Here is a 22,481-nt window from a genome sequence, read left to right on the forward strand (position 1 = left end):
GCTCTGATTGCAGGGGCATTTTTACTACAATATCCAATTGACAAATTAGGTGATATTTTCACTTATACAAAATATGATTTAGTCAAGTATTCACCAATTACAGAGAACCAAGTGGATACCGGTATGACTCTTAGGGGAAATTGCTGAGACGGATATTCATTATAGTGATAACACAGCGGGGAACATTTTATTCGAAAAATTAGAAGTCGATTCTTTTTTACATCAAAAGAATCGTTTTTTACATTCTTTTCATTACGATTATGCTAACAAGAACCATTATATTAGACGAGTAATGTAAGAACTCACTATTACAAATATTGGATAAAGCGCAAAGAGATGAGGAACAGCTTACAATTTTCTTGCTTTAAGGGAAAGCATTATTATACAGAATAGAGATGGAATAGTTAGTTCAAGAGTTAATCTAAGTTTTATAATCTATAGATTATAAAAATATGTACTGTTTCTGATTAGCACACTTTTTAAATATAAGTATATTTCTGAAGGTAACCTCAATAATTTTAAGTAAATCAACAGGAGAATTGAAAGGCAGGAGAAAGTAGCATGTCAGAAAATTATCGTTCTCGAGAGGAGCGACGACAAGTTAAAAAGAAAAAACAACCAGCAGCTAAAAAACAAAAACCAAAAGGTAAAACATCATTTTTTCGTAAGTTTTTAATTAGTTGTTTATTACTTGGTATTGTAGGGTTAGTCACAGGGGTTGCTACTTTTTTCGTTATGATCAAGGATGCGCCAAAACTTGAGAAAACAAAACTTGTTAATCCGTTATCCTCAAAAATTTATAATAAAGATGGGAAATTGATATATGAATATGGGAAAGAAAAACGAACAAATATTATGTATGGTCAAATTCCTAAATTAGTAGAAAATGCGTTTTTAGCAGCAGAAGATGCACGTTTTTATGAGCATAGAGGTGTAGACTTTAAAGGTACTACACGTGCAGTTTTAGTCAGCCTAAAAGGGGATTACGGCTCTCAAGGTGGAAGTACGATTACACAGCAAATTATTAAAAATTACTTCTTATCGATGGAAAAAACGTCAAAGAGAAAGGCGCAAGAAATATATTTAGCATATAAGCTAGAACAACAGTATTCAAAACATGAAATTTTAGAAATGTATTTAAATAAAATTTACTTAGGTAACCGTTCATACGGAATTGCAACAGCAGTACAAAATTACTATGGTAAGGAATTAAAAGATTTAACACTACCAGAAGTTGCAATGCTTGCTGGTTTAATGAAAGCTCCTAATAACTATGATCCAACGAAAGAACAAAATATCAAAAAAGCAACAGAAAGAAGAAATGTTGTACTTAAATTAATGAATCGGCATGGTTATATTACAAAAAAAGAAATGGAAGAAGCATCAAAAGTTCCAGTAACAGATGGACTGAAGAAAGCAACTGAACAAAAAGAAATGCCATATCCCGCGTTTATGGATGCGGTTGTGAAAGAAGTTGAAAAAGAGTTGCCAGATGCTAATATTGGATCTGACGGTTTAGAAATTTATACAACATTAGATCCAAAGGCACAAGATTTTGCGGACAAGCTTTTAAATGAAAATATTATTAATTATCCAAATGAGAAATTCCAAGGGGCTTTTACATTTATGGATACGAAAACTGGAGAAGTTCGTGCAATTGGTAGCGGACGTGGTGAAAATAAAGCTGTATTTAAAGGGCATAATATAGCAATTGAATTAAATCGCTCAGCAGGTTCAACGATGAAACCAATTTTTGATTACGCTCCTGCAATTGAATATTTAAAATGGGCTACTTACCATCAAATTGATGACTCTCCATTTAAGTATTCAACAGGACAAGAAGTTAGAAATGCAGATAGAAAGCATTTAGGAGCAATTACAATGCGTGATGCATTGAAAACGTCCCGAAATATCCCGGCAATAAAAACTGCAAAAGAAGTAGGAATTAATAAATCAAAAGCTTTCTCTGAAAAGCTAGGTATTACATTTAATGTAGCACCGACTGAATCAACAGCGATTGGTACAAATGAAGCGTCACCAACTGAAATTGCAGGTGCTTATGCGGCATTTGGTAATGATGGTAAGTATACGAAACCGCATTTTGTTAAGAAAGTCGTTTATCCAGATGGTAAATCAAAAAACTTTGAGCAAAAGCCAAAACGAGTTATGAAGGATTCTACAGCATATATGATTACTGATATGCTTCGTACTTTTGTTTCATCTGGATTGGGTACAACAGCTAATATAGGTTCTTTAGATATAGCAGGTAAAACAGGTACAACAAACTATTCTTTAGAACAAATAGCAAAATATAATTTACCAGAAAGTGCAACCCGTGATAGTTGGTTTGCTGGTTATACACCACAATATACGATGGCAGTATGGACTGGATATATAAAAGATAGTAAAGAAAATTATATTAGTAGTAAAAATACGAAGATTGCTCAGTTGATTTTTAAAGAAATGATGACTAATTTTGCTACAGATAAGTCGCAATTTAAAATGCCGAACAGTGTAGTTCAAGAAGGTAGCGAATTACGTATTAAAGGTGAGAAGCGTGATTCTGCTCCAAATGCAAAAATAGCAAATACGACTGAACAGCCGAATGAAAATAAGCAAAAAGAAAAGAAAAAGAAACAAGAAGAATTAAAGAAACCTGAAGAGCAAAAGCAAAGTGAGCCAAACAGTGGTAGTGGCGAAGGAAATACAAAGCCGCCAAACAGTGGTAGTGGCGAAGGAAATACAAAGCCACCAAACAATGGTAGTGGCGAAGGAAATACAAAGCCAACAAACAGTGGTAGTGGCGAAGGAAATACAAAGCCACCAAACAATGGTAGTGGCGAAGGAAGTACAAAGCCACCAAACAATGGTAGTGGCGAAGGAAATACAAAGCTACCAAACAATGAGGATGGCCATGGAGCGCCGATGCAACCAAGTAATGATGAGAATTCAGGAGAGGATCCAGCCAATAATAGCTAATAAGTAATACGAAGATATTGTTGGTCCTTTTGCAAATTTAAAAAAGCATAAACAATTAGTAAATGAGGAACAGCGTTTAGGAAGTAGCTAGTAGTCGTTGAAGTACATTGTAAGTGAAAGGGTAAAGTCTCTTTATATAGTACCTTTTAAATGAAAAATACGCTATTCTTTCTACAGAATTATAGGAAAGGATGGCGTTTTTCTATGTATTTATCGATTCGAGATGAATTTCACTTCTTCGGTGAATCTCTACATATTCTTCTACAACTTGCAAAAGAGCCAGGATTTATAAAACTAAAAATTAAGAATGGTGCACAAGACTGGGCTGCTTTATGTAATTTGGGTTAGTCAACATGTGACATTATATCCATTCTAAAAAAGTATAATTTTTTTCGGAACTCCACATGTAACTTTCATCAATCCAGTTTTATTGACTAATATTGAGAAAATATTAATTTAATTAAAAAATAACATTTTTTCAATTTATTGTAATTATAATTAAAGGTATTCTGTTAGTCTTATTCAGATGTATCTCTCGATTTATTCCATGTATGAATCTAGTCTGGCTATCAACAGAATATGCCACATACTATTGAAAAAGGGGGAAAGTTTATGCAAAGAATTTTTAAATTCCTGTTCATGTCCGTTTTTTCTTTAATTTGTGTTTTGTATGTTCAAACGAACGCTTTTGCCGCACCAGCACACAATGGAATTTTCAAAATGAAGCAGCCTTCAGGCGAATCTTTTGAGGGCACGTTACATGGAGATGAATGGTTCCATTGGGTAAGCACAAAGGATGGCGACGTACTTTTACAAGATCAGAAGGGATATTGGAATTACGCTGAGCTTACATCAGATGAACTGAAATCAACGGGTACAAAATATAAAATTGATAAGAAGCCTTCAATGGCGGTAAATGAAGACAATTTGAATAAGTGGATAAAAAAATACAACCCTCAAGCAAAGAAAAAACAGGAGCACATGAATAAATTACAAAAAGAATCACCAAAAAATATTGATGGAACTGTCACTCCAGTTTTAGGAAACAAAAAATTACTTGTTTTGTTAATTGGGTTTACAGATGTTGATATTGCATATAACGATAACGACTGGAGTAACAAATTCTTTTCTACAAATCAAAAGTCAGTTAAGAATTACTATAATGAAGTAAGTAACGGAAAAGTACAGATAACTCCAGCTCCTGAAACATATGGTACTCAAAATGATGGAGTGGTTAAAGTGAAATTAGATTACGCTCATCCGAGTACATCGGGAAAAAGTATGGGTACGGTTATAACAGATGCACTGGCTAAAGCTGATTCTCAAGTGAATTTTGCTAGTCTTGATACTAATAATGATCAAGTCATTGACTCTAAAGATGGCTTCTACATTGTAAGTTTTCTTGCTGGTAATGAACAGGCTGCTCCTGGTGCCCCACTTCCTTATATTTGGGCACATCAGTCGTATGCTCCCAATACAAATCACGATGGTGTTACTGTATCAGGCATGTATACGGCGCAGGGTGAAAAACAATATGGTCATATGGCAACGATTGGTATCCCTGCGCACGAGTTAGGTCATTCCTTTGGTCTTCCAGATCTATATGGTGATAATAATCGTGTGGGTAGCCTAAGTATAATGGGTAATGGATCTTGGAATAATCTTCAAGGAGAAGATTATGGAGCTACACCCGGTCATATGGATGCTTGGTCAAAAGTAAAATTAGGATTTGTAACACCAAATGTAGTAAATACCACTAATAACTTTACTCTAAATGCGATTCCAAATAACTATAATGTGTTAAAGATTCCTTTAAAGGATAATACGTATTTTTTAGTTGAGAATCGCGCAAAGGTTGGGTATGATGCGAGCTTACCAACAAATTCTGGTGGTATTGCGGTTTGGCATATTGATGAATCCATGAATAATAATTCCAGTGATCCTCATCCCTTCATTGATATAGAGCAATCAGTCAGTGAATACCAAGACCCGTTCTATTACACGAATCAAAATCATGCTGCTACCTTTGGTCCAGACACTAATCCGAATAGTAATACGTACACGGGAGAAAAATCAGGAGTAACGATTACAACTACAAGTACAAGTAATTCAGCTATGAATGTAGCAGTCACAACAAAAGAAGCTAGTTTAATTCCGCAAACAAACTGGACACTAAAATATGTAGATAGTTATAATTGGTACAATTTAGGTTCATATGCATTTGATGGAAACAAAGACACATTTTGGCATACTAACTGGAGCCCTGTAGCTCCAATGCCGCACGAGATTCAAATTGATTTAGGTGCAACCTATAACCTCTCCAAATTCAGCTACTTGCCAAGGCAAGACGGCCAAATAAATGGAACGATTAAGGACTATGAGTTTTACGTCAGTAGTGATGGAGTAAACTGGGGAACAGCTGTATCCATAGGTGCTTTTGCAAACAATACTAACTTGAAAGAGGTCAGCTTTGCAAGCAAGACAGGTCGTTATATTAAACTACGTGCATTAAGCGAGGTAAACAACAATCCATGGACAAGTGCCGCTGAAATCAATGTATTTGGAGTGGCTCAATAATATATTTGTGAGGGTATCTATTTAAATCATTGATACGCTATTTCAGAAGGTTATCATCCGCTGAGAGTTTCGTTCGGCCTTTGATAACCTTTTTATTAGATCTATTCCAGCTAATTCTAGCCACTATATATTCAATAGCAAACAAAAACGAAACAACTAGTATGAACTTGATAATGACACCAAACCATTCCATTAGGCTTTGCGGTAATGGATTATGATACGTAATAGAAGCAACACCACCTAAACATAAAAGGAAAGTAAAAGTAAACTTCTCCTTCAATTTTAGATTCATTTTTTCTTTACTGTCGACCTCTGGCTCATACACACCTGCAAACAAACATCTGATAAAAAAAAGCACACCAAAACTGACAACAATCCCAAGTGTTGTAGCCCATTCTATAAAGGGACGATGTAAAAAGAAGCCTCGTATGATGACATCAGCAAGGGCAATCAAAAGGATGAATACACCCGATTGTGCCCAAATGTTCAATTCAATCTTTTGAATCCGTTCATCTGGATGTGTAGTAAGTGAAAACCAATTTTTTAATTTCTCCATTTTTTCCTCCCGAAATATATCTTTTCATATTGTATTTTGTACACCGCGAAATCTATGAGAAGCTTTCAGTGTATCGCCTGAAACTAGGTAAGACGTGCGATGTAAAAATAACCCTGCAATAATTTTATAATCTATATATTAAATTATAACAATTAAAAACGCAATATATACCTTACATTAAGTCTTGTATAAATTACTTATTGGCCGTTTTTATATAAAAGTGTTTCTAAGCTAAACTTTGTGAATGTTCTGTAAAAATATTATCAATTTTCTATTTATTTTTAATGTTAATGTATTATACATGTAAAGATTTTTTCTACAAATCAATTGATGAAAGAGTGGTATGTATCATCAGTTTTTTTCCTGGAAAGGGAAGAGAGCTGAATATACAAGGGGGTTTCTTTCTCTTGTATAATAAGTTCATTATTCTTGTCATATAAAATATGTGGAACCATCCGATTATTCCTATATAAACTGTATATTGATAAAATTTTACAAATATATAAAAATATGAAAAGTAATTATACAATGGATTCGAAACATATACTAATTGGGGAGTGGATGATTTTGAAACGAATCTTTGGTGTACTTTCAACAAGTTTATTAGCTGGTGTCATGTTATTTGGTGTATCCAACATCGAGGCAAAAGCTGCAGAAAAGACAGATAAGCCTTACAAAGTAGTGGAGCCAGGGTTTAATGGAGAACAAACGACAATTGGATTTGATACAAAAGCAGATTTCGAGAATCATATTAAAACGCACCCTGTTTCAAAGAATAGCACGATTAAACCGCTAGCAGCAATTTACTCTACTTTTTATCACGATATTAATGCAAGTGGACCAAACTTCAATGTAAATGCTAGTAGAAACCCAGTTGTAGTTACAAATTTCGCAGGCTGGAGTAACGATGCTGTATCGAGTGTGCGTACGCATTCGTATGGAGACCACACAATTATTTATGAGCATGCTAATGCACAAGGGCGTGGACTTGCACTTGCGAACACGGGTGCCGTCTATAATTTGACAAATTATAGTATGGGTGACGGGGCTAGAACGTGGAGTGATGAAGCATCTTCAACGATAGTAAAATCGAATTAATTACTATACTAATAAAAACAATGATCCTGACAATTTTAGGATCATTGTTTTTTTGATTGAAACACTGTAATAAATTTAGATACATTAAGATTTACCACATATGTAATTAACGTAAGAACCCTTTAAATTAGAATTGGGAGAGTTTCAGTAAAGATATTTTGTACATTTCGATTGTACCCCATGCCAATCAACTTAAGGGGAAAACAAACTGAACCTTCATTCAGCCAGGTCAAAACATTCATCAATAAATTAAAATATAAAAGAAATCTCTTCATAAACATATATTCCATTCTGCATATTAATGCAAATAAAGAAAACTTGTACTGTTATTCTGCTGAAATTGTAATGGAAAAGTAAAATGGTTGAAAACGCACACATTAAAAAATGGTTTTATTTACCAATAATATTTTCTTTATTTCGTAGCATAATAAACCTACTGGAGGTGATATATGATGGCAAACAATCGTAACAACTCTTTAGTGATACCAGGTGCAGAAAGCGCACTGGATCAAATGAAATATGAAATTGCACAAGAATTCGGCGTACAATTAGGCGCTGATTCAACTGCAAGAGCGAACGGCTCTGTAGGTGGAGAAATCACAAAACGTCTCGTTGCTATGGCAGAACAGCAACTTGGTGGATATAACAAATAATGCTAGATGCAAATTAGAAAAAGGAGAGATTATATCTCTCCTTTTTTTGTTTAATATTCGATTATAAATAGTACATTTGTTATCTTTCTTGTCTCTCATTATTTGTTTTTTCCAACCACTTAGAAACGGATTCTTGCATACGAGATTCTAATGATTGTATCGTTTCATTTGATATAGCAAGTGCTTGATCCTCATACTTCTTCGGGAACATGTTGCGTAAAGTAGGTTCGTTTTCAGCACCATCACTTGGTTCACGGTAATCTTCAATGATGTAATTATTCCCATTTTTTATGACTGTCACACGGACTGGAAGTAAATGCCCTGCTTGAGAAACAGTCTGCGTTTCACGGTTATATCCTTGCATGAGGGAATGAAGGTAGACATACATTTTTTCATCCTTCATCTCAGTTCCATAGATTACATGCGTCTCAAATTGCTTTTCTGTATGATTTAATTTGTCTTGATTCCAGGCAATGATACTTTCTGAAATAAGGAAATCTAGTTTGCTGTTAATCGGAACATCCTTTGCATCATTTGGGCCTGAATCACACCCTGTTGCAATGAAGACGAGTATGACAATGCTTACGGTAATCATTATTCTTCTCAAAATCTTATTTTCATATGTTAATCCAAAACGCCTGTTTATCTATTCACTCCGTTCCGATTCCTCGTGATTATCCACAGATAAAAATCTCCATATGGCAATAGAAAAATCGTCTCCGAACTAGAAAATTATTCTATCCAAGGGGATATATTGAATTATATACTATACGATTCTTACATATTACGGGAGAGAATCTATGAGAAAAGTTATAATTTATTGCGGGATCTTTATTATGATTCTTTTAAGCGGGTTGTATCCGCTTCAGAAAAGATACTACAGATACGATTTATCTCATTCCTGAAGCGTACGAAGAAATGGTAACAGAAAAGACAGATTATAAAATCACAATTGGTTCCATTCCAACAGATTCTGAGTCCGATAGTAATTTTTTTCTGTTTATTAATGGGGTAACGGAAGAGAAATTAGATGAACTTGGTTCAATTGTTCGTCAGTTTACAGGGGTACCATCAATCATTACAATCATGGCATAGAAAAGAGATAGAATAACAGAAGAAAACACACGGTTCCAAGTTAACATTCCGCGTGTTTTTTGAGCATACACTCTTCATATTATAACATATATATTGAATATACTGATATACCGTGTTATAATATGAAGGAGAAACTCGCGTGTTTCAAATACAACATTTTTATCTTCTTTAGGATCTCTTATCTTTCCGTAAGAGGTCCTTTTTTATCTCTCCGTATTGCATATCCATCAAAATGCTCTACAAAGATACTAGAGTTTTCTACACGGTGATATTCTCTAGTGTTTTTTCTTTATCCAGATTATCTATTTCTGAGTAATCAATAAATTATGCCTATTTTGTATAATTTTATCAAAATTACTTTGACCCATTATTAATTTCACTATAAAATAATAAAAGGATATATCTGGCTAACGGTTATATGCATAGGTATGTCCTTTTTTGTAATGATATTACGAATTAATGCCTAATACTGATACGGTAAATGAGATGAATCAGGCTGAAATAGGTAGTAAGGAAAGCAAAACAGTAATAGCAGACAATACATATCGTGAAAACGTTCATAATGGACTATCTATGGATGGAGAGAAGAAGTACGAAAAGATAAGGGGCAAAAGAATATGAACAGATCACTCAAAGGTATCGCATTAACAGGGCTAAGTGTAAGTTTCTTGCTAGCGGGTTGCACAACAGAAACATATGGACTTACACAGTCAGAGTACAAACTGGTAGATAAAGAATTTAAAGCAGATAAAATGGTAGAAGACATGAAGCGTTTGCACTATAGTGATGAAGAGATTGAAAGACAATTAAGAGGTGCATTAGCTACAATTAAAACTGAAAAAGATGAGAAGAATAAATCTGAAAAGAAGGCTGAAGTGAAAGCTGAGTCATATAGTAGAGAAAGTAAACCAGAAACAAACAAGTCAGGATACGACAACGATGTAGAGGGGTTTCCTTCAGACGAAGTAGATAATGCAGATATAAAGATGGTAAAAGTTTCAGAAAAAGAGTATCCGTATCGTCTATACGAACAATTTGTAAACATTCAATATGAAGCGAAGGAACTAGAGAAGAGAAACAATTTATTATTTACAGGTGATAAAGTTCATATAACTCGTGTATTAGACCAAATAGATACAACAAAGAATGATGTAAACAAATTTGCCAGCCTAACTCCACCTTCCCATTTTAAAGACTATTATGAGCATGCCATCCTAAGAGGGACAAAGGATATAAAAGGAAACTTACAGAAAGTAGAAGATGCGGTTAAAAGGTATGAAGACGGTACGTACAGTATATCTAAAATGAAAGAAATCGTAGAAAATGGTACGAAAAGTATAGAAGAAGGGATTTATATGTGGTTAGGGCTGTTTGAGGAGATAGACGAGAAATACCCTGATGCAAGGCAAAAAGCACTTGATAAGATGAAGAAGGATATGAAGGATTCTGTCAATAAAACCTATATTGATGATGATTCTGTGCCTGATCCTAAAGATGGAATAATTGAACTTTCTTCAAGCGGCAAGGAGTTAGTCGGAGTATGGGACTTTTATAAATTTGAAAAGGTAACTTTTAGTATAGACTTCAAAAAAGACGGAAAGATGACCATGTATGAAAGTCAAGACAAAGAACAACAAAAGAAAAACTATGCAACAGGAAATTGGTCATACGATGGAGACAAAAAACAAATTACCTTATCATTAAAAGAGTTTATTGAAAACGGTAAGAAAAACGAAGAGAACGATTATGAAAAGAATCTACCCTTCACAGTAAAGTCTTTCACAGGTGATTCTTTACGAATAGCCGATAAAAGAGGTAGCGTTGAAAAAGCGAAGAAACAGAAGTAATTTCGTATAAAAAGAGTATATAAAAAATAAAATAATGAAGTTCATTACACTAATATGAAATCAGTAGTAGAGGGGATTGAAAATCTCCTAAAGAGATGTAAATGAGGTTGAAGATGTGGATAACTAAGTTCAGTATCCTGACTTTCTATATAATATATGTGTATTCTGTAGAATGAATCCCTCGGAGGGCAGGGCTATTATGGAACCTTTAATCGATGTTATTTTATACTTTGTATTTTATTTTGGAGCACTGTTTCTTATACTGGGTACTGCATTGGTTTTATTTATCGCGTCTGCATTACCAAAAATCTGGAGTAAAAATCTATCATTCGTAATGATTGGTTTAGGGATAAATATACTTGCTATTCCGTTGTCTTTTTTTATAGGTGGGATGGCAACAGATTCTCCTGATAGTACTAGGTTAGATTTTTGGAAAGGATTTTTCTTTATTCAAAAAATACCGCTCTTTTTACTAATTTTTTTATTATTTTTAACTGTGGTGTTGTGGTTTATTCGTAAGAACAAGAAAAAAGTAAACATGTAGAATTTTAAAACGACTTCCAATAACGGAAATTATGTAAATGAGCAGTCCAAATGGATAGTTTATTTTATTTTTTGCTTAGTGTTTTTTTCTAAAGTGCTGGTGGTACCTTGGCTTATAAAAATGTTAGGAGTGAAGCTCATGTATTGGAAAAAAGATAGAGATTTTCCACCAATGAAGTTTCAATTAGGTGAAAAAGTTTCATTTAAATTCGGAAATAAGAAGCTCATTGGAACAATTGACATTAGAGATTTTGGCGGCTCGATTGATCACGACTATCATTCTTATGATATTCTTGTCAAAGAAGAAAACATGCTATACAAACACATTCCAAAGCGTGATGTTTTCAAACTTACACATTCGGAAAATTTCCACTAAGAAAATGGATACTATAAATAAAGAATACGAAATTAAAGTAATTGATGATTTTTTAATTAAGCATAGTGGTCCCTCCCATCAGGGGGTACCAACGTCAAAACGCGGTTATTATACGCTAAGATATTTTTAGAAGTAAAAACCCTAACATAAGAAAACAATTATTTACGGCGCCTTCTTTTTGCTTTTTTTCGCCGATTTGTTTGACTATATTTTTTTATAGGAGTGCTTTTATTCTTCTTATAATCGGGTGACTTTAGTATAAGAACAGAAATTGTAGAAAAAATACAAAATATAAGGATTGCTATTATCCACAGCTTAATATCATATTCATATAGCATACTAAAATACTTTTTGTCAGGAGTAATATAGCTTACATTACTGTCAATTGCTTCGAGGGTGTAGGGAATAACCCAAAAGGAACCAATTATCATAACAAATGTTCCAAGTATGAAACTGAGTATATGTTTTATCATGTTCTGTTCTCCTTTAAGTATGTTTTCTATATACACTCATATAGTATATAGGGTTTTTCTGCAAAGATTGGCTTAATTTTAAATAATTAACATTCCTATTAAGTTGATAGTGCATATGGTGATTTCATGGAAATGAGTATGTAAATTGAATACTTTAAAAAGCGTAGAAAGATTCAATTCCTACGCTTTTTCTCCTTAATAAATATTTATCGTTGTTCTAAATCTCTTATATAAGATTTTACAGCTTGTAATAGGAATTCTTCCTGTCCCATGCCTGCATCCGCTGCCACTTGCACTATTTTTTGCTTGAATTCATGATCTGCATGAAAAGTTAATGACTCTACATTACTTTTAAAGTAAATACCTTCTACATGTGGAAGTATCGTGCCGGATTTCATATGAGAATGTAAGTATTTAATCTCCTCTTGAAACTGCAATGGATCAACTTGTAATACGAAGGGTTTAATTTCTAATTTGATAGTATCAGATGAAATACTCAATCGCATATTTGTGACACCTAGTTTTTTATAAAATAAATTTATTAGATTATAGGTGATGGAATGAAATAGCTGAGGTTTTTTAAATGAAAAAGATAAATACCCTCGTTTCGTAATTACTGCTTGTTTATGGAAAGAATCAAATGAGTAATCATGTTCTTTATAAGTGGATAGAGGGAATATTTCTTCGTCTTCTGTAAGAATCTTGCCATCTGCTCCACTGATCTCTATTACCCTAGCTATTTTTCCGGTATGTTGATGTGTTAATAATTGATATAAATATATCTCTTCTTCTTGAATCTTTGTAATGAATGTTTTTCGCTCTTTTGATGTAGTTTTTTCATAAGTAAGTTGAAAAGTTTCAAGTTCATCTTTATCAATGATATATACTTTTTTTCCACGTTTTTCAATCTTTGAAGCAGGTAATTTACCAGATTTGATATAGGTAAAAACTGTAGATGGTGCTACATTGAGAATTTCAGCTGCTTCTTTTGTGCTATAGCCTTCAACCTCTTCAATATTTTTTAAATGTTCAATATCCTCTAAATAGAAAATCTTACTACCGAATTGCTTCCAGTTATCTTTATATACACATTCTATTAATCCATCTTTTTCTTTTTGTAAAATTGTTTGTACCGTTACTCCTAATAAGCCGGCTGCCTCTTTTGTCGTTACAGTAGGTTTTGTAATGAACAATAAATCTTGTGTCATGTAAGGACACCTCCATAACTATTGTTTGCTAATATTTTAGATATGTATCTATCATATCAGAATATGATAGATATTTAAAATGAGAAATAGAAATTATTAAAGTTATTATACGTTTTTATAATTTAAAAATAGATATAATTTGTTTTATGTTTTAATTGTATTTTATAGTTGGTTTTATTATAAAAGTAATTTTAATGTTAAATGGTAAATAATTAAACTATATCTATTTACTAATAAATTACGAAAAAATATAAACATAGGTAAATAGAGAAGAATGATGCATTCTTACAGAAAGAAAATGAATTATTATTTGTATAATGGATAGAAGTAAAATAAAATGATAAGTAGAGGTAATAAAAAGAACTATATTCATAATCTTCAATAGGAAAGGTGAATTGGAAATATGGATAACAAAAATGAAAAAGAGAACTTATCTATAATAAATATTCAAAGTGAAAATATAGATACATATGTAGATAATATAAGAGATATGGTTTCATTCCTGCATGATAGTCGTTATGTAGATAAGTTGGAAGAGAAGATGGAAGTTGCAGAAAAAGAGGGAAAGAGTAAATATACGTATTTAAGTGATCTGGAAGTCATTTATCATTTCGTACATTTACAAAAAGATATGGATGAGAAGAAAAATAGAAAAGAAGATACGAAAAAGAGTTATGTTTCTGAAATCTTATCATTTTGCCAGTGCATGGTGCAGCATGCAGAAGAATTTGAATTAGATGGGGAAGAGGTACAGCAAAATGACTCTTTATTGAAAACATTACAACCTTGGCATATTCGTAAATACAATTCTTGGTTGAAGCAGGTAGAGAACGGTAGGAATGGTGACATATATGCAGTGGCAACACTTGCAAAGAAAACAGTGCTCATTCGTTCTTTTCTAAAACATCTTCATGTATTTTCTTATGTTGAAAAGCCTCTTCATGAAGAACTGCAACGCGCAAATGTAAATGAACAGGATCGGCCAAATCGGGATCTTTCCTATGATGAGGTTATGAAAATTTTAGGATTTTATAAAGAAAGAGGACATTTAGTAAACTATACAATTTTACTAGCCTTGGCAAGTACTGGTGCAAGAATTCAAGAATTGTGCACCGCGAGAGTGAAAGATTTACATTTTGATGGAAAGTACTGGTTAAAAGTCACTGGAAAAGGGGATAAAGTGCGTGAACTTTTCATTTCGGAACATTTATTCCGATGTATTTGTGAAATGAGACGGAGAAGAGGATTCCAAACTGTATTGGATCGAGGAGATGAAAGTCCTTTATTAGTAAATCAAAGGGGTAATTTTTATAATTCGAAAACGTTATCGAATCAGGTAACAGATATGATAAAAAAGACAAATTTAGAATTTCTACAGTATCGTGAAAATCCAGTAACGGCGCATACATTCCGTCATGCTTTTGCAATTATGGCAGTAGAACAAGGTAATGCAGATTTATATCATTTAATGCAAACACTTGGTCATGAAAATATTCAAACGACTAAAATATATTTAGAAAAGCATATGAAGCGTAAAAATAACGTTGGATCTACTTTCGCTGATATGTTGGTTTGAATTGTATATAGTTTATTAGGTTATTTTATTATATATTTTTTATATAATAAAATAATATGTATGTTCGTTTATTCATTGTCAAGATATATAAATGGAAGTCTTTATTTTCCACTACAGATGTGTCACCAAATTTTCGCAAATCAGAAGATGGATATTATAAGACACATGGGATGAATAAATAGGAACGTTACTATTGAGAAGAGGATTGTTAAGGCTTGGACAAGTTTTTTCTTATATGCATTATCATATTGAATCAAAATGGTTATGAAAACTAACATTTTCTATGTAGACTTAGACAATAGTAGGAAATTTAATCACGTACTCTATCCTAATTTTAATCATCAGGATATTAAAATTAGGATACTGAGTTACCCATATTTGTATGAAATACTGTATGAAAAACAAATAAAAGTCATTGTAACAATTGAGGATATGAAACCTAATCTATTGAAATTGAAGTTTGTTTTTAGAATAGTTTGAATATAGAATAGTGTTAAGAAATTGAAGAATTGATGGAGTATTCATATCCTCGAATTTATCTTATTCAAAGAAGATAAATATTGTGAAATGATAAAATCTAAAATTATATATTTGTTATGGACATAGACTTGGGCTTGAGTTCTAGCTCTAGCTTGTCCTAGTCTTTCGCTTGAATATATTACTAAGTCATATACAATATGCTTATAGACTTGAAAGTGAGGGTGGAGAATGGCATACAGCAAGGCGCAAAATGAAGCCACAAAAAACTATAAAAAACGTAATCCACAACAAGCGAAATACCTCAATTATAAAACTATGGCTAGAAGTTTCATCAAGAATCTAGCCACACAAGAAGATTTGGATATGCTAAAAGAATTAATGGCAGAAAAAGAGGAGAATGACCGTGTTAGAAAATAAATTAGGTATCAAAAATCAGTTGGAGTTGAATCGAGAGGAAGAACGACTATCAAAAATGAAAGCCAAAGATTTATATGATTCAGGAGAAATAAACCACATAGAAGTTGGCACATTTAAGGGGCTTTCTGACATTCATAATTATCTATTTGAGGATATTTATTTCTTTGCTGGAAAGGTTCGAAAGGTTAACATAGCGAAGGGGAACTTTCGATTTGCTCCTGTTATGTATCTAAGCCATTCACTAGAACATATAAATACTATGCCACAAACAACCTTTGATGAAATCGTTGAAAAGTATGTTGAAATGAATATTGCCCACCCTTTTAGAGAAGGAAACGGTAGAGCGACTAGAATATGGTTAGATTTAATCTTTAAGAATGAAATTCAACAGGTGGTTGACTGGAATAGGATTGATAAAGAAGATTATTTACTGGCAATGGAACGCAGCCCGATAAAAGATATTGAAATTAAGCATTTACTCCAAAATGCACTAGTAGATAAAATAAATAGTCGTGAAGTATTCATGAAAGGCATTGATATTAGTTACTATTATGAGGGATATACTGAATATGATATAGAGGATTTATAAATAAAAAAGGGAATTGAGTGGTGAGAGACTCAATTCCTTAGGTGAAGTACAATTAAATTACAGCTGTAGAAGCGATAAAAAAATAGGAATGAAGAGTAATACGTTTTCTTATTCCCCCTTTTCGTGGTGGGGATGGGCAAAAACCCCCAATAACCGAACTGGAAATTGAAAAATGACTTATCCTATCGATAAGTCATTTTTATATCGCAATTATCAACAATATAATTTTAATAAAGCCAAAAAATAAAAAATCCGATTTCAAATCATATTGGAAATAAAAGGAATGATGTGGCCTATTTTTACACGTATCTTCTCCTTATCATATTTCACCAATTGAATTTGAAACACATCTGTATGCTATTTAGTGAAATTTACTATTCGAGACGTAATTATTGCAGTAATCAAGATGATAATAGCGGTTATCAAGCCAGATTCTCCAATCCAAATCTCAGTTTGATATCCTGTACTTGCACGTGCGAAAGGTCCTTGAATAATGGCATTCCAAGTGGTGTGGATGATAACCGACGGCCAAACACTACCTGTGATAAGTCGTAAATAAGCTGTAATATAACTGAATGGTACAATACAAAAATAGATGCCAAGTACAGAGAGAAAGACAGATGGTCCCTCTACGTATAGACCAGCAATAACAATTGGAACATGCCACGTTGCCCAAATCAATCCACTAATAAGGATGGGGCGTGAAAACTCTGCATCGACTAGCCTTGTAAGCATATAGCCTCGCCAACCCATTTCTTCTCCCAAAACTGGGATTAAGCTAAGCAAACTTCCGAAAATGCCGCTCAATATTACTAGATAAATGAAACTGAATGGGGCCGTTAGATACTGAAGCCCAAGTATATTGTAGATTGGTTCTAACATACCACCTTCGGGATTCTGAAACCCCGCAATTCCGCTCAACCAGGCGATAGAATAAGTAATTCCACAAATAATCATAGGGATTAGCAGAGCAAAACCAATCCCCTTCCATATCTTTAAGTTACCGAGACTAAAAGATACATCTTTAAACCCTTCTTTCAGTATTATGCGAGTCAAAATAGAAGAAATTGCTGGGGTAAACATATATACCACAATAAGCGGCATACTTTTAGTAATTATTACTACTACATTTAGGATAATAGAAGTAATGATTAAGATACTCAGAAAGAGTTGCAGTCCTATTTTAGCACGTTGAATTTTATCTTTATTGTGGAACGATTTTGCGTGTAATATCATTGTAATCCGCCCTTCCCCTTTAATTCACTTGTTTATCGAATTTACTTCTTGTCATTTCCACAGACACAACTTAGAATAAAAATATTTTGGCACACAGATTAATTCATCTTTAAAATCCCTCCCAAATTTATAATCTAGTCTTACTTGCGACTCATCAATGTAATTATTATTTATAAGTTGTCATAGCCGATAGTACAAAAGTGTAATGATTAGTCTATGACCTGTGTCAATTAACCTTATGACAATATGTAACTAGAAAATATGATATGGGATAGATAACAATTGAATTAGGGCAATTGATTCGTGCAAGTACATGAATCAATCTTGTTTTTAAAAATAATTCAATTGAGGTGGAAAAAAATGAATAAGAAAAGAATAATTACAATGGTTAGTACAGCTTTATTAGTCACAGGATGTGGAGAAGTAGGAAAAGCTCAAACAGTAGCAGTCGAAAAAGTAGCAGTCGAAAATTCAGGTCAATCAATCCAAAAAAATATAGTTAAATCAATACAATCACAGGCTTACCCATTAAAAACGATAGAGCCGTCAAAATCATTTGAGGATTTAAAACCACTTAAAAAAATGATTGGGAGCGCACAATATGTAGGATTAGGAGAGAATACTCATGGAAGCTCTGAAATTTTCACTATGAAGTTTCGCCTTGTGAAATATTTGGTTACAGAGATGGGTTTTACAAATTTCACAATGGAAGAAGATTGGGGAAACGGCTTAAAACTAAATGAATATATCCAAACAGGAAAAGGAAACCCTAGGGAATTTTTAAACTTGTTATATCCTACTGATGAAATTATAGCCATGATTGAGTGGATGAAAGATTATAATGCTGATCCATCCAATAAAAAAAAGATCCAATTTATCGGGCTCGACTTAAAGGAATTGGACCAAGGTTGCTTTAATAAAGTAATTGATTATGTAAGGCTGCATCGACCAGATTTGCTGGCAGAAGTAGAAGAAAATTATAAAGAATTGTCGGCTTTTAATGGAAGTGTACTGGAATATATGAACCTTGCTCCTGAAATAAAAGAAAAGTTCAAAGCAAACGCTGAAAGAGTAGCTCGATTACTAAAAGATGAAAATAAGCAAACCAACACAGAAATAGTTTCACCCGAGTACATCTGGGCGAAAGCAACGGCAAGTGCAATAGAGAAATATGCCACAATGCTAATTCCTAACGACTATCCAAGTATGTTAAAGCTACATGAGCAATACTTGGCCGATCATGCAATGTGGGCACAAGAGACATTGGGTGGTAAAACGATGGTATGGGGACACAATATTCATATAGCTAAAGGAATTATCGATGAGAAATTATACCCTTATGTTGCGGGGCAATTTTTGAAGGAACGTTTAGACAATAATTATGTCACAATTGGCAGTACAACTACGGAGGGGAATTTTACCTTATACAACGACACAGGAGATAAGATTATAACGGATCCGATTCCACAAGATGTAAATAGTTTCAATTATACCCTCGGAAAAGTACCATATAACATGTTTTTATTGGATAACCGTCACCTTAAAGGACCAGCAGAGAAATGGGTTAAAGCAAAAAGACCATTACTAAGTATAGGGGGACGACTCTTACCGAACGAATCTGCATACTTTAATAAATCATTGCTTGAGCAATTTGATATTATTTTTCATATTCGAAAAACAAGTCCATCTCATATTAAATAAAAGTACAAAACAATCCCGTTCTTGCATCTGCAAGAACGGGATTGTTTTATGGAGATTAATATAAGCATCTTTTTTAACCAGAAGTAGGTTACTCTCCCCTTTTTAGCATCATTTAGAAATGTCATATGACACTTTTACACTAGTGAGAATGACAAAAAAAGCAGTACAATTCGGTTATTACATAGATAGGAGCGATGAACTTTATGAAATCAAGATTCATCCAGAATGGTTATTTTTTATTGTTAACTTTCGTTACAGGATTGTTTTATTTTTGTTTTTATCTAATAGCTCTGCTATTCAGCTTCACCCTTTCATTTACGGTAATTGGGATTCCACTAGTTATACGCGTACTACAGACTACTACACCTTTTATCCAATTTGAGCGCATACAGACGAAAATTTATACAGATATTTCAACAGACTCTTATGATAGAAGTATAACAATAGATACATCGAACTGGACTAAGGTAAAATTAGTGCTTACAGATCGTCGCACTTGGTCTGCTGTCTTTTGGTTAATGCAGAAATTAGTGATTGGCATTTTCAGTCTCATTAGTGCAATCATTTTTTATGTAATGCCACTTATGTTGCTTTTGGCACCAGTACTGTATCGCTACGTTGAAATGAATATTATATTTATACAGATAGATACTTTTGCTAAATCACTCTTTGTAATGTTTATGGGTATAGTATTTACCGCCATAAGTAGTAGAATAGTAGATGGTTTGACAAATAAAATTGGGGGCTATACACGTAGCATGATTCGGCAACTAAATCGATAGAAGTTTGCCTTCTGTGAGAGAATTGCAGTGTAAAATTAAAAGAACAATGTATGAAGGATTAATTTATAATATAGGAAGTAAAAAGGTAGGCTATTTAGGGGGTAAATAACTTGTTAGATATGGTTAAGTATTGGTTTTGGTACGATTGGATTATGTTAGGAGTCCGTATACTTGTTAGTGTCTCTATCGTCGTAATCACATTAGATTTTCAGGATGGTTTGACATTGCCACTTTGGATTATTATTTTTTGGGAGGTTGTTGCCTTCTCTATTCCATGGGTAGCCTTACTGTTCAATTACAAATATTACTTGTTCACAGAAATACTGCTATATGGTGGACTGTGTATATATTTAACCTCCTTATTTCCGGAAGCTAACAAGACATTTCTTATATCGGTTTTTCTAATTGCTGCGAATAGTAAGCAGTTATCCTATTATTGGACAGCTCCAACAACAGTTTTTATAACAACTGGAATTTTCTATGCGGTTGCACCAAGTAATAGCTATTGGATTTTGGTTACCTACTATGGACTTGCTTATGTAATGGGCTTCGCTTTCCATTTATTAATCGTCAATCATAAGCAAAATGAAGCGATTCGTAAACAAAACGCAGTACTTGAGCAATATATGTCTCAGATTGAACGCATTACACTGGCAGAGGAAAGAAACAGACTGTCGGGTGAGCTTCATGATACAGTTGGTCACGCTTATACTTCTATTATTATGGGGATGGAAACGTTGCGCACCGAACTTGCTACTGAAATGGGTATACAGAGGCTAGATTCTTTGCTTGAAATGGGACGTAAAAGCATCGAGGACGTGAGAGGTTACCTATATCAAATGGATTCTCCGTGTCAATCGTCTTCCTTGATTCAATCTCTACAAAATCTTGGAGCCGAATTTCAGGAGCACGCTCAGGTAAATGTAAGTTTTAGGACATTCGGAGAGGAATATCAACTGTCTCAGCAAGCGAAGATCGCATTCATTCGTTGCTTACAAGAATCTCTTACAAATGCAGTACGTCATGGTCAGGGGACTGAAATTATAGTTTCATTGCAGTTTGAACAACAATATACGAGGTTAGAAGTTCAAGATAATGGAAAAGGAAATGTAGAATGGCAGGAAGGCTTCGGTATGAATGCGATGAAAGAGCGGGCAATGAACTTGCAAGGTCAATTGTCTGTATATACAAAGCCAGAGGAAGGAATGCTTGTTACATGTACCATACCGCGACAAACTGAAATAAAAGATGGACTTATTCGTTTATTAATTGTAGACGATCAGCCATTTGTTCGGGAAAGTTTGAGGACACTACTCGATAGATATGAAGATTTAAATGTAATCGGTTTGGCTGAGGATGGCAATCAAGCCATCGATTTGTGTGGGCGCCTTCAACCCCATGTTATACTTATGGATTTAGATATGCAGCACATGGATGGAGTCGAAGCAACCAAAAAGATTAAGCAACAATGGCCACATATCCGCGTATTGATTTTTACAACTTTTCAAGATACCGAACAGGCGTTGGAATCATTTCGCAACGGTGCGGATGGTTTTTTACTCAAATCTATTGAAACATTGGAGCTAGCTAATACGATCCGACTTATTCACAAAGGTGGGACACTGATTGATCAGGGAATGTCTCACAAAATATTTGAGAAGTTTGATGAGCAAAAAGAGACACCACAATCAAAAGCAACCGCTTATGAGCTAACAGCTAGGGAGATAGAAATATTGCAGCTAGTGGCGAAGGGACTTCGATATACTACCATAGCATCAAGGTTATATCTATCGAATGGTACGGTCAGAAATTATGCTTCCACAGCTTATACAAAGCTAGGAGTCCGTAACAAAGAGGAAGCTGTTCAAAAGGCTCTAGAAATTGGAATTATTAGACCTCTTCGATAATTAAAGCTTTTATGATAAATTAGTGTAAAAAAAGAAAAAGAAGTTGTTATGAATATCTATGAAAAAAGTCACAAACTATCCGATGGAGAGTTCAAGTGTCTTATGGGGGTGCAAAGAGAAACCTTTGAAGAAATATTATAAAAGAAAGAGGTAATTATATATACAAACCCATTTTGTATGCCGTGTATTTGGGTTAAGAATTGGCTCGATTCTAAAAAATCAATTACGCTGAGAAAGGGGTAGCACCACACATCCATCAACTTAAGGTATATTTTTATACAAAATGTGTTCTTTCCATAGAGTTTTTTATAATCTTTTCTGGATTTTATAAAAGTTGGCATATCAAATAAACCCTGACGGGCTTCAATTTTTTTACTATGCTACCTGA

Annotated in this window: 20 protein-coding genes; 15 read left to right on the forward strand and 5 right to left on the reverse strand. The window is 33.6% G+C overall.

Going from position 1 to position 22,481, the window contains the following annotated elements; all coding sequences use genetic code 11:
- Positions 1–561: 561 nt before the first annotated feature.
- The 3 genes from JDS81_RS25515 to JDS81_RS25525 all read left to right on the forward strand — a co-directional run bounded on the left by JDS81_RS25515 (position 562) and on the right by JDS81_RS25525 (position 5,556).
- The gene (locus tag JDS81_RS25515; protein WP_097954250.1) at positions 562–2,979 is read left to right on the forward strand and encodes a transglycosylase domain-containing protein; all 2,418 of its coding nucleotides are present in this window, start codon (positions 562–564) and stop codon (positions 2,977–2,979) included.
- Between the two features lie 204 nt (positions 2,980–3,183).
- On the forward strand, positions 3,184–3,327 hold the full coding sequence (locus JDS81_RS25520) for a hypothetical protein (protein ID WP_179864514.1): 144 nt from the start codon (positions 3,184–3,186) through the stop codon (positions 3,325–3,327).
- A gap of 264 nt (positions 3,328–3,591) precedes the next feature.
- A complete protein-coding gene (locus tag JDS81_RS25525) occupies positions 3,592–5,556 on the forward strand; it encodes a M6 family metalloprotease domain-containing protein (protein ID WP_097954249.1) in 1,965 nt (654 codons plus the stop codon).
- A gap of 37 nt (positions 5,557–5,593) precedes the next feature.
- On the opposite strand, the gene JDS81_RS25530 is transcribed toward JDS81_RS25525, so the two are convergent.
- Positions 5,594–6,112, reverse strand: coding sequence for a DUF6773 family protein (locus tag JDS81_RS25530; protein WP_097954248.1), 519 nt, complete (start codon positions 6,110–6,112; stop codon positions 5,594–5,596).
- Positions 6,113–6,679: 567 nt separating this feature from the next.
- Here JDS81_RS25530 and JDS81_RS25535 point away from each other — a divergent pair.
- The gene (locus JDS81_RS25535) at positions 6,680–7,210 is read left to right on the forward strand and encodes a hypothetical protein (RefSeq protein WP_242481396.1); all 531 of its coding nucleotides are present in this window, start codon (positions 6,680–6,682) and stop codon (positions 7,208–7,210) included.
- Positions 7,211–7,662: 452 nt separating this feature from the next.
- The gene (locus JDS81_RS25540; RefSeq protein ID WP_033666981.1) at positions 7,663–7,863 is read left to right on the forward strand and encodes an alpha/beta-type small acid-soluble spore protein; all 201 of its coding nucleotides are present in this window, start codon (positions 7,663–7,665) and stop codon (positions 7,861–7,863) included.
- 79 nt (positions 7,864–7,942) lie between these two features.
- Here JDS81_RS25540 and JDS81_RS25545 read toward each other — a convergent pair whose 3' ends face one another.
- The gene (locus JDS81_RS25545) at positions 7,943–8,509 is read right to left on the reverse strand and encodes a peptidase M56 (protein WP_097954247.1); all 567 of its coding nucleotides are present in this window, start codon (positions 8,507–8,509) and stop codon (positions 7,943–7,945) included.
- Between the two features lie 272 nt (positions 8,510–8,781).
- Here JDS81_RS25545 and JDS81_RS25550 point away from each other — a divergent pair, with 272 nt between their 5' ends.
- The 4 genes from JDS81_RS25550 (at position 8,782) to JDS81_RS25565 (ending at position 11,724) form a co-directional block, all read left to right on the forward strand.
- Positions 8,782–8,958, forward strand: a complete 177-nt coding sequence (locus JDS81_RS25550; RefSeq protein WP_242481398.1) for a hypothetical protein — start codon at positions 8,782–8,784, stop codon at positions 8,956–8,958.
- A gap of 617 nt (positions 8,959–9,575) precedes the next feature.
- The gene (locus tag JDS81_RS25555; RefSeq protein WP_097954246.1) at positions 9,576–10,805 is read left to right on the forward strand and encodes a DUF3994 domain-containing protein; all 1,230 of its coding nucleotides are present in this window, start codon (positions 9,576–9,578) and stop codon (positions 10,803–10,805) included.
- A 211-nt stretch (positions 10,806–11,016) separates the two neighbouring features.
- Positions 11,017–11,349, forward strand: a complete 333-nt coding sequence (locus JDS81_RS25560; RefSeq protein WP_097859912.1) for a hypothetical protein — start codon at positions 11,017–11,019, stop codon at positions 11,347–11,349.
- A 138-nt stretch (positions 11,350–11,487) separates the two neighbouring features.
- A complete protein-coding gene (locus JDS81_RS25565; RefSeq protein ID WP_097882812.1) occupies positions 11,488–11,724 on the forward strand; it encodes a hypothetical protein in 237 nt (78 codons plus the stop codon).
- A gap of 158 nt (positions 11,725–11,882) precedes the next feature.
- Here the strand turns inward: JDS81_RS25565 and JDS81_RS30590 are convergent, their stop codons facing one another.
- Together JDS81_RS30590 and JDS81_RS25570 are read right to left on the reverse strand one after the other, a co-directional pair.
- Complete coding sequence (locus tag JDS81_RS30590; protein ID WP_097954245.1) at positions 11,883–12,197, reverse strand: hypothetical protein; 315 nt, start codon at positions 12,195–12,197, stop codon at positions 11,883–11,885.
- Positions 12,198–12,403: 206 nt separating this feature from the next.
- Positions 12,404–13,405 (reverse strand): helix-turn-helix domain-containing protein, encoded by a 1,002-nt coding sequence (locus tag JDS81_RS25570; protein WP_097954244.1) that lies wholly within the window; start codon positions 13,403–13,405, stop codon positions 12,404–12,406.
- A 403-nt stretch (positions 13,406–13,808) separates the two neighbouring features.
- Here JDS81_RS25570 and JDS81_RS25575 point away from each other — a divergent pair, with 403 nt between their 5' ends.
- The 3 genes from JDS81_RS25575 (at position 13,809) to fic (ending at position 16,467) form a co-directional block, all read left to right on the forward strand.
- Positions 13,809–14,981, forward strand: coding sequence for a tyrosine-type recombinase/integrase (locus tag JDS81_RS25575; protein WP_097954243.1), 1,173 nt, complete (start codon positions 13,809–13,811; stop codon positions 14,979–14,981).
- Positions 14,982–15,689: 708 nt separating this feature from the next.
- The gene (locus JDS81_RS25580) at positions 15,690–15,878 is read left to right on the forward strand and encodes a hypothetical protein (RefSeq protein WP_000331760.1); all 189 of its coding nucleotides are present in this window, start codon (positions 15,690–15,692) and stop codon (positions 15,876–15,878) included.
- The gene (gene fic / locus JDS81_RS25585) at positions 15,859–16,467 is read left to right on the forward strand and encodes a protein adenylyltransferase Fic (RefSeq protein ID WP_097859917.1); all 609 of its coding nucleotides are present in this window, start codon (positions 15,859–15,861) and stop codon (positions 16,465–16,467) included. The genes JDS81_RS25580 and fic overlap by 20 nt, the downstream gene beginning before the upstream one ends.
- A gap of 357 nt (positions 16,468–16,824) precedes the next feature.
- Here the strand turns inward: fic and JDS81_RS25590 are convergent, their stop codons facing one another.
- Positions 16,825–17,703 (reverse strand): CPBP family intramembrane glutamic endopeptidase, encoded by an 879-nt coding sequence (locus tag JDS81_RS25590; RefSeq protein ID WP_097954242.1) that lies wholly within the window; start codon positions 17,701–17,703, stop codon positions 16,825–16,827.
- A 360-nt stretch (positions 17,704–18,063) separates the two neighbouring features.
- Between JDS81_RS25590 and JDS81_RS25595 the strand changes: the two genes are divergently transcribed.
- The 3 genes from JDS81_RS25595 (at position 18,064) to JDS81_RS25605 (ending at position 22,093) form a co-directional block, all read left to right on the forward strand.
- Entirely contained in the window at positions 18,064–19,404 is a 1,341-nt protein-coding gene (locus JDS81_RS25595) for an erythromycin esterase family protein (RefSeq protein WP_097954241.1), read from the forward strand.
- A gap of 203 nt (positions 19,405–19,607) precedes the next feature.
- Positions 19,608–20,186 carry a sensor domain-containing protein gene (locus tag JDS81_RS25600; protein ID WP_097954240.1) on the forward strand — a complete coding sequence of 193 codons (579 nt, stop codon included), beginning with the start codon at positions 19,608–19,610 and terminating at the stop codon, positions 20,184–20,186.
- Between the two features lie 110 nt (positions 20,187–20,296).
- Positions 20,297–22,093: a helix-turn-helix transcriptional regulator gene (locus JDS81_RS25605; RefSeq protein WP_097954239.1), complete on the forward strand. Its 1,797-nt coding sequence runs from the start codon at positions 20,297–20,299 to the stop codon at positions 22,091–22,093.
- The last annotated feature ends 388 nt before the right edge of the window (positions 22,094–22,481 follow it).

The organism is Bacillus cereus group sp. N31, from assembly GCF_016483245.1.
GTDB classification, from domain to species: Bacteria; Bacillota; Bacilli; order Bacillales; family Bacillaceae_G; genus Bacillus_A; species Bacillus_A toyonensis.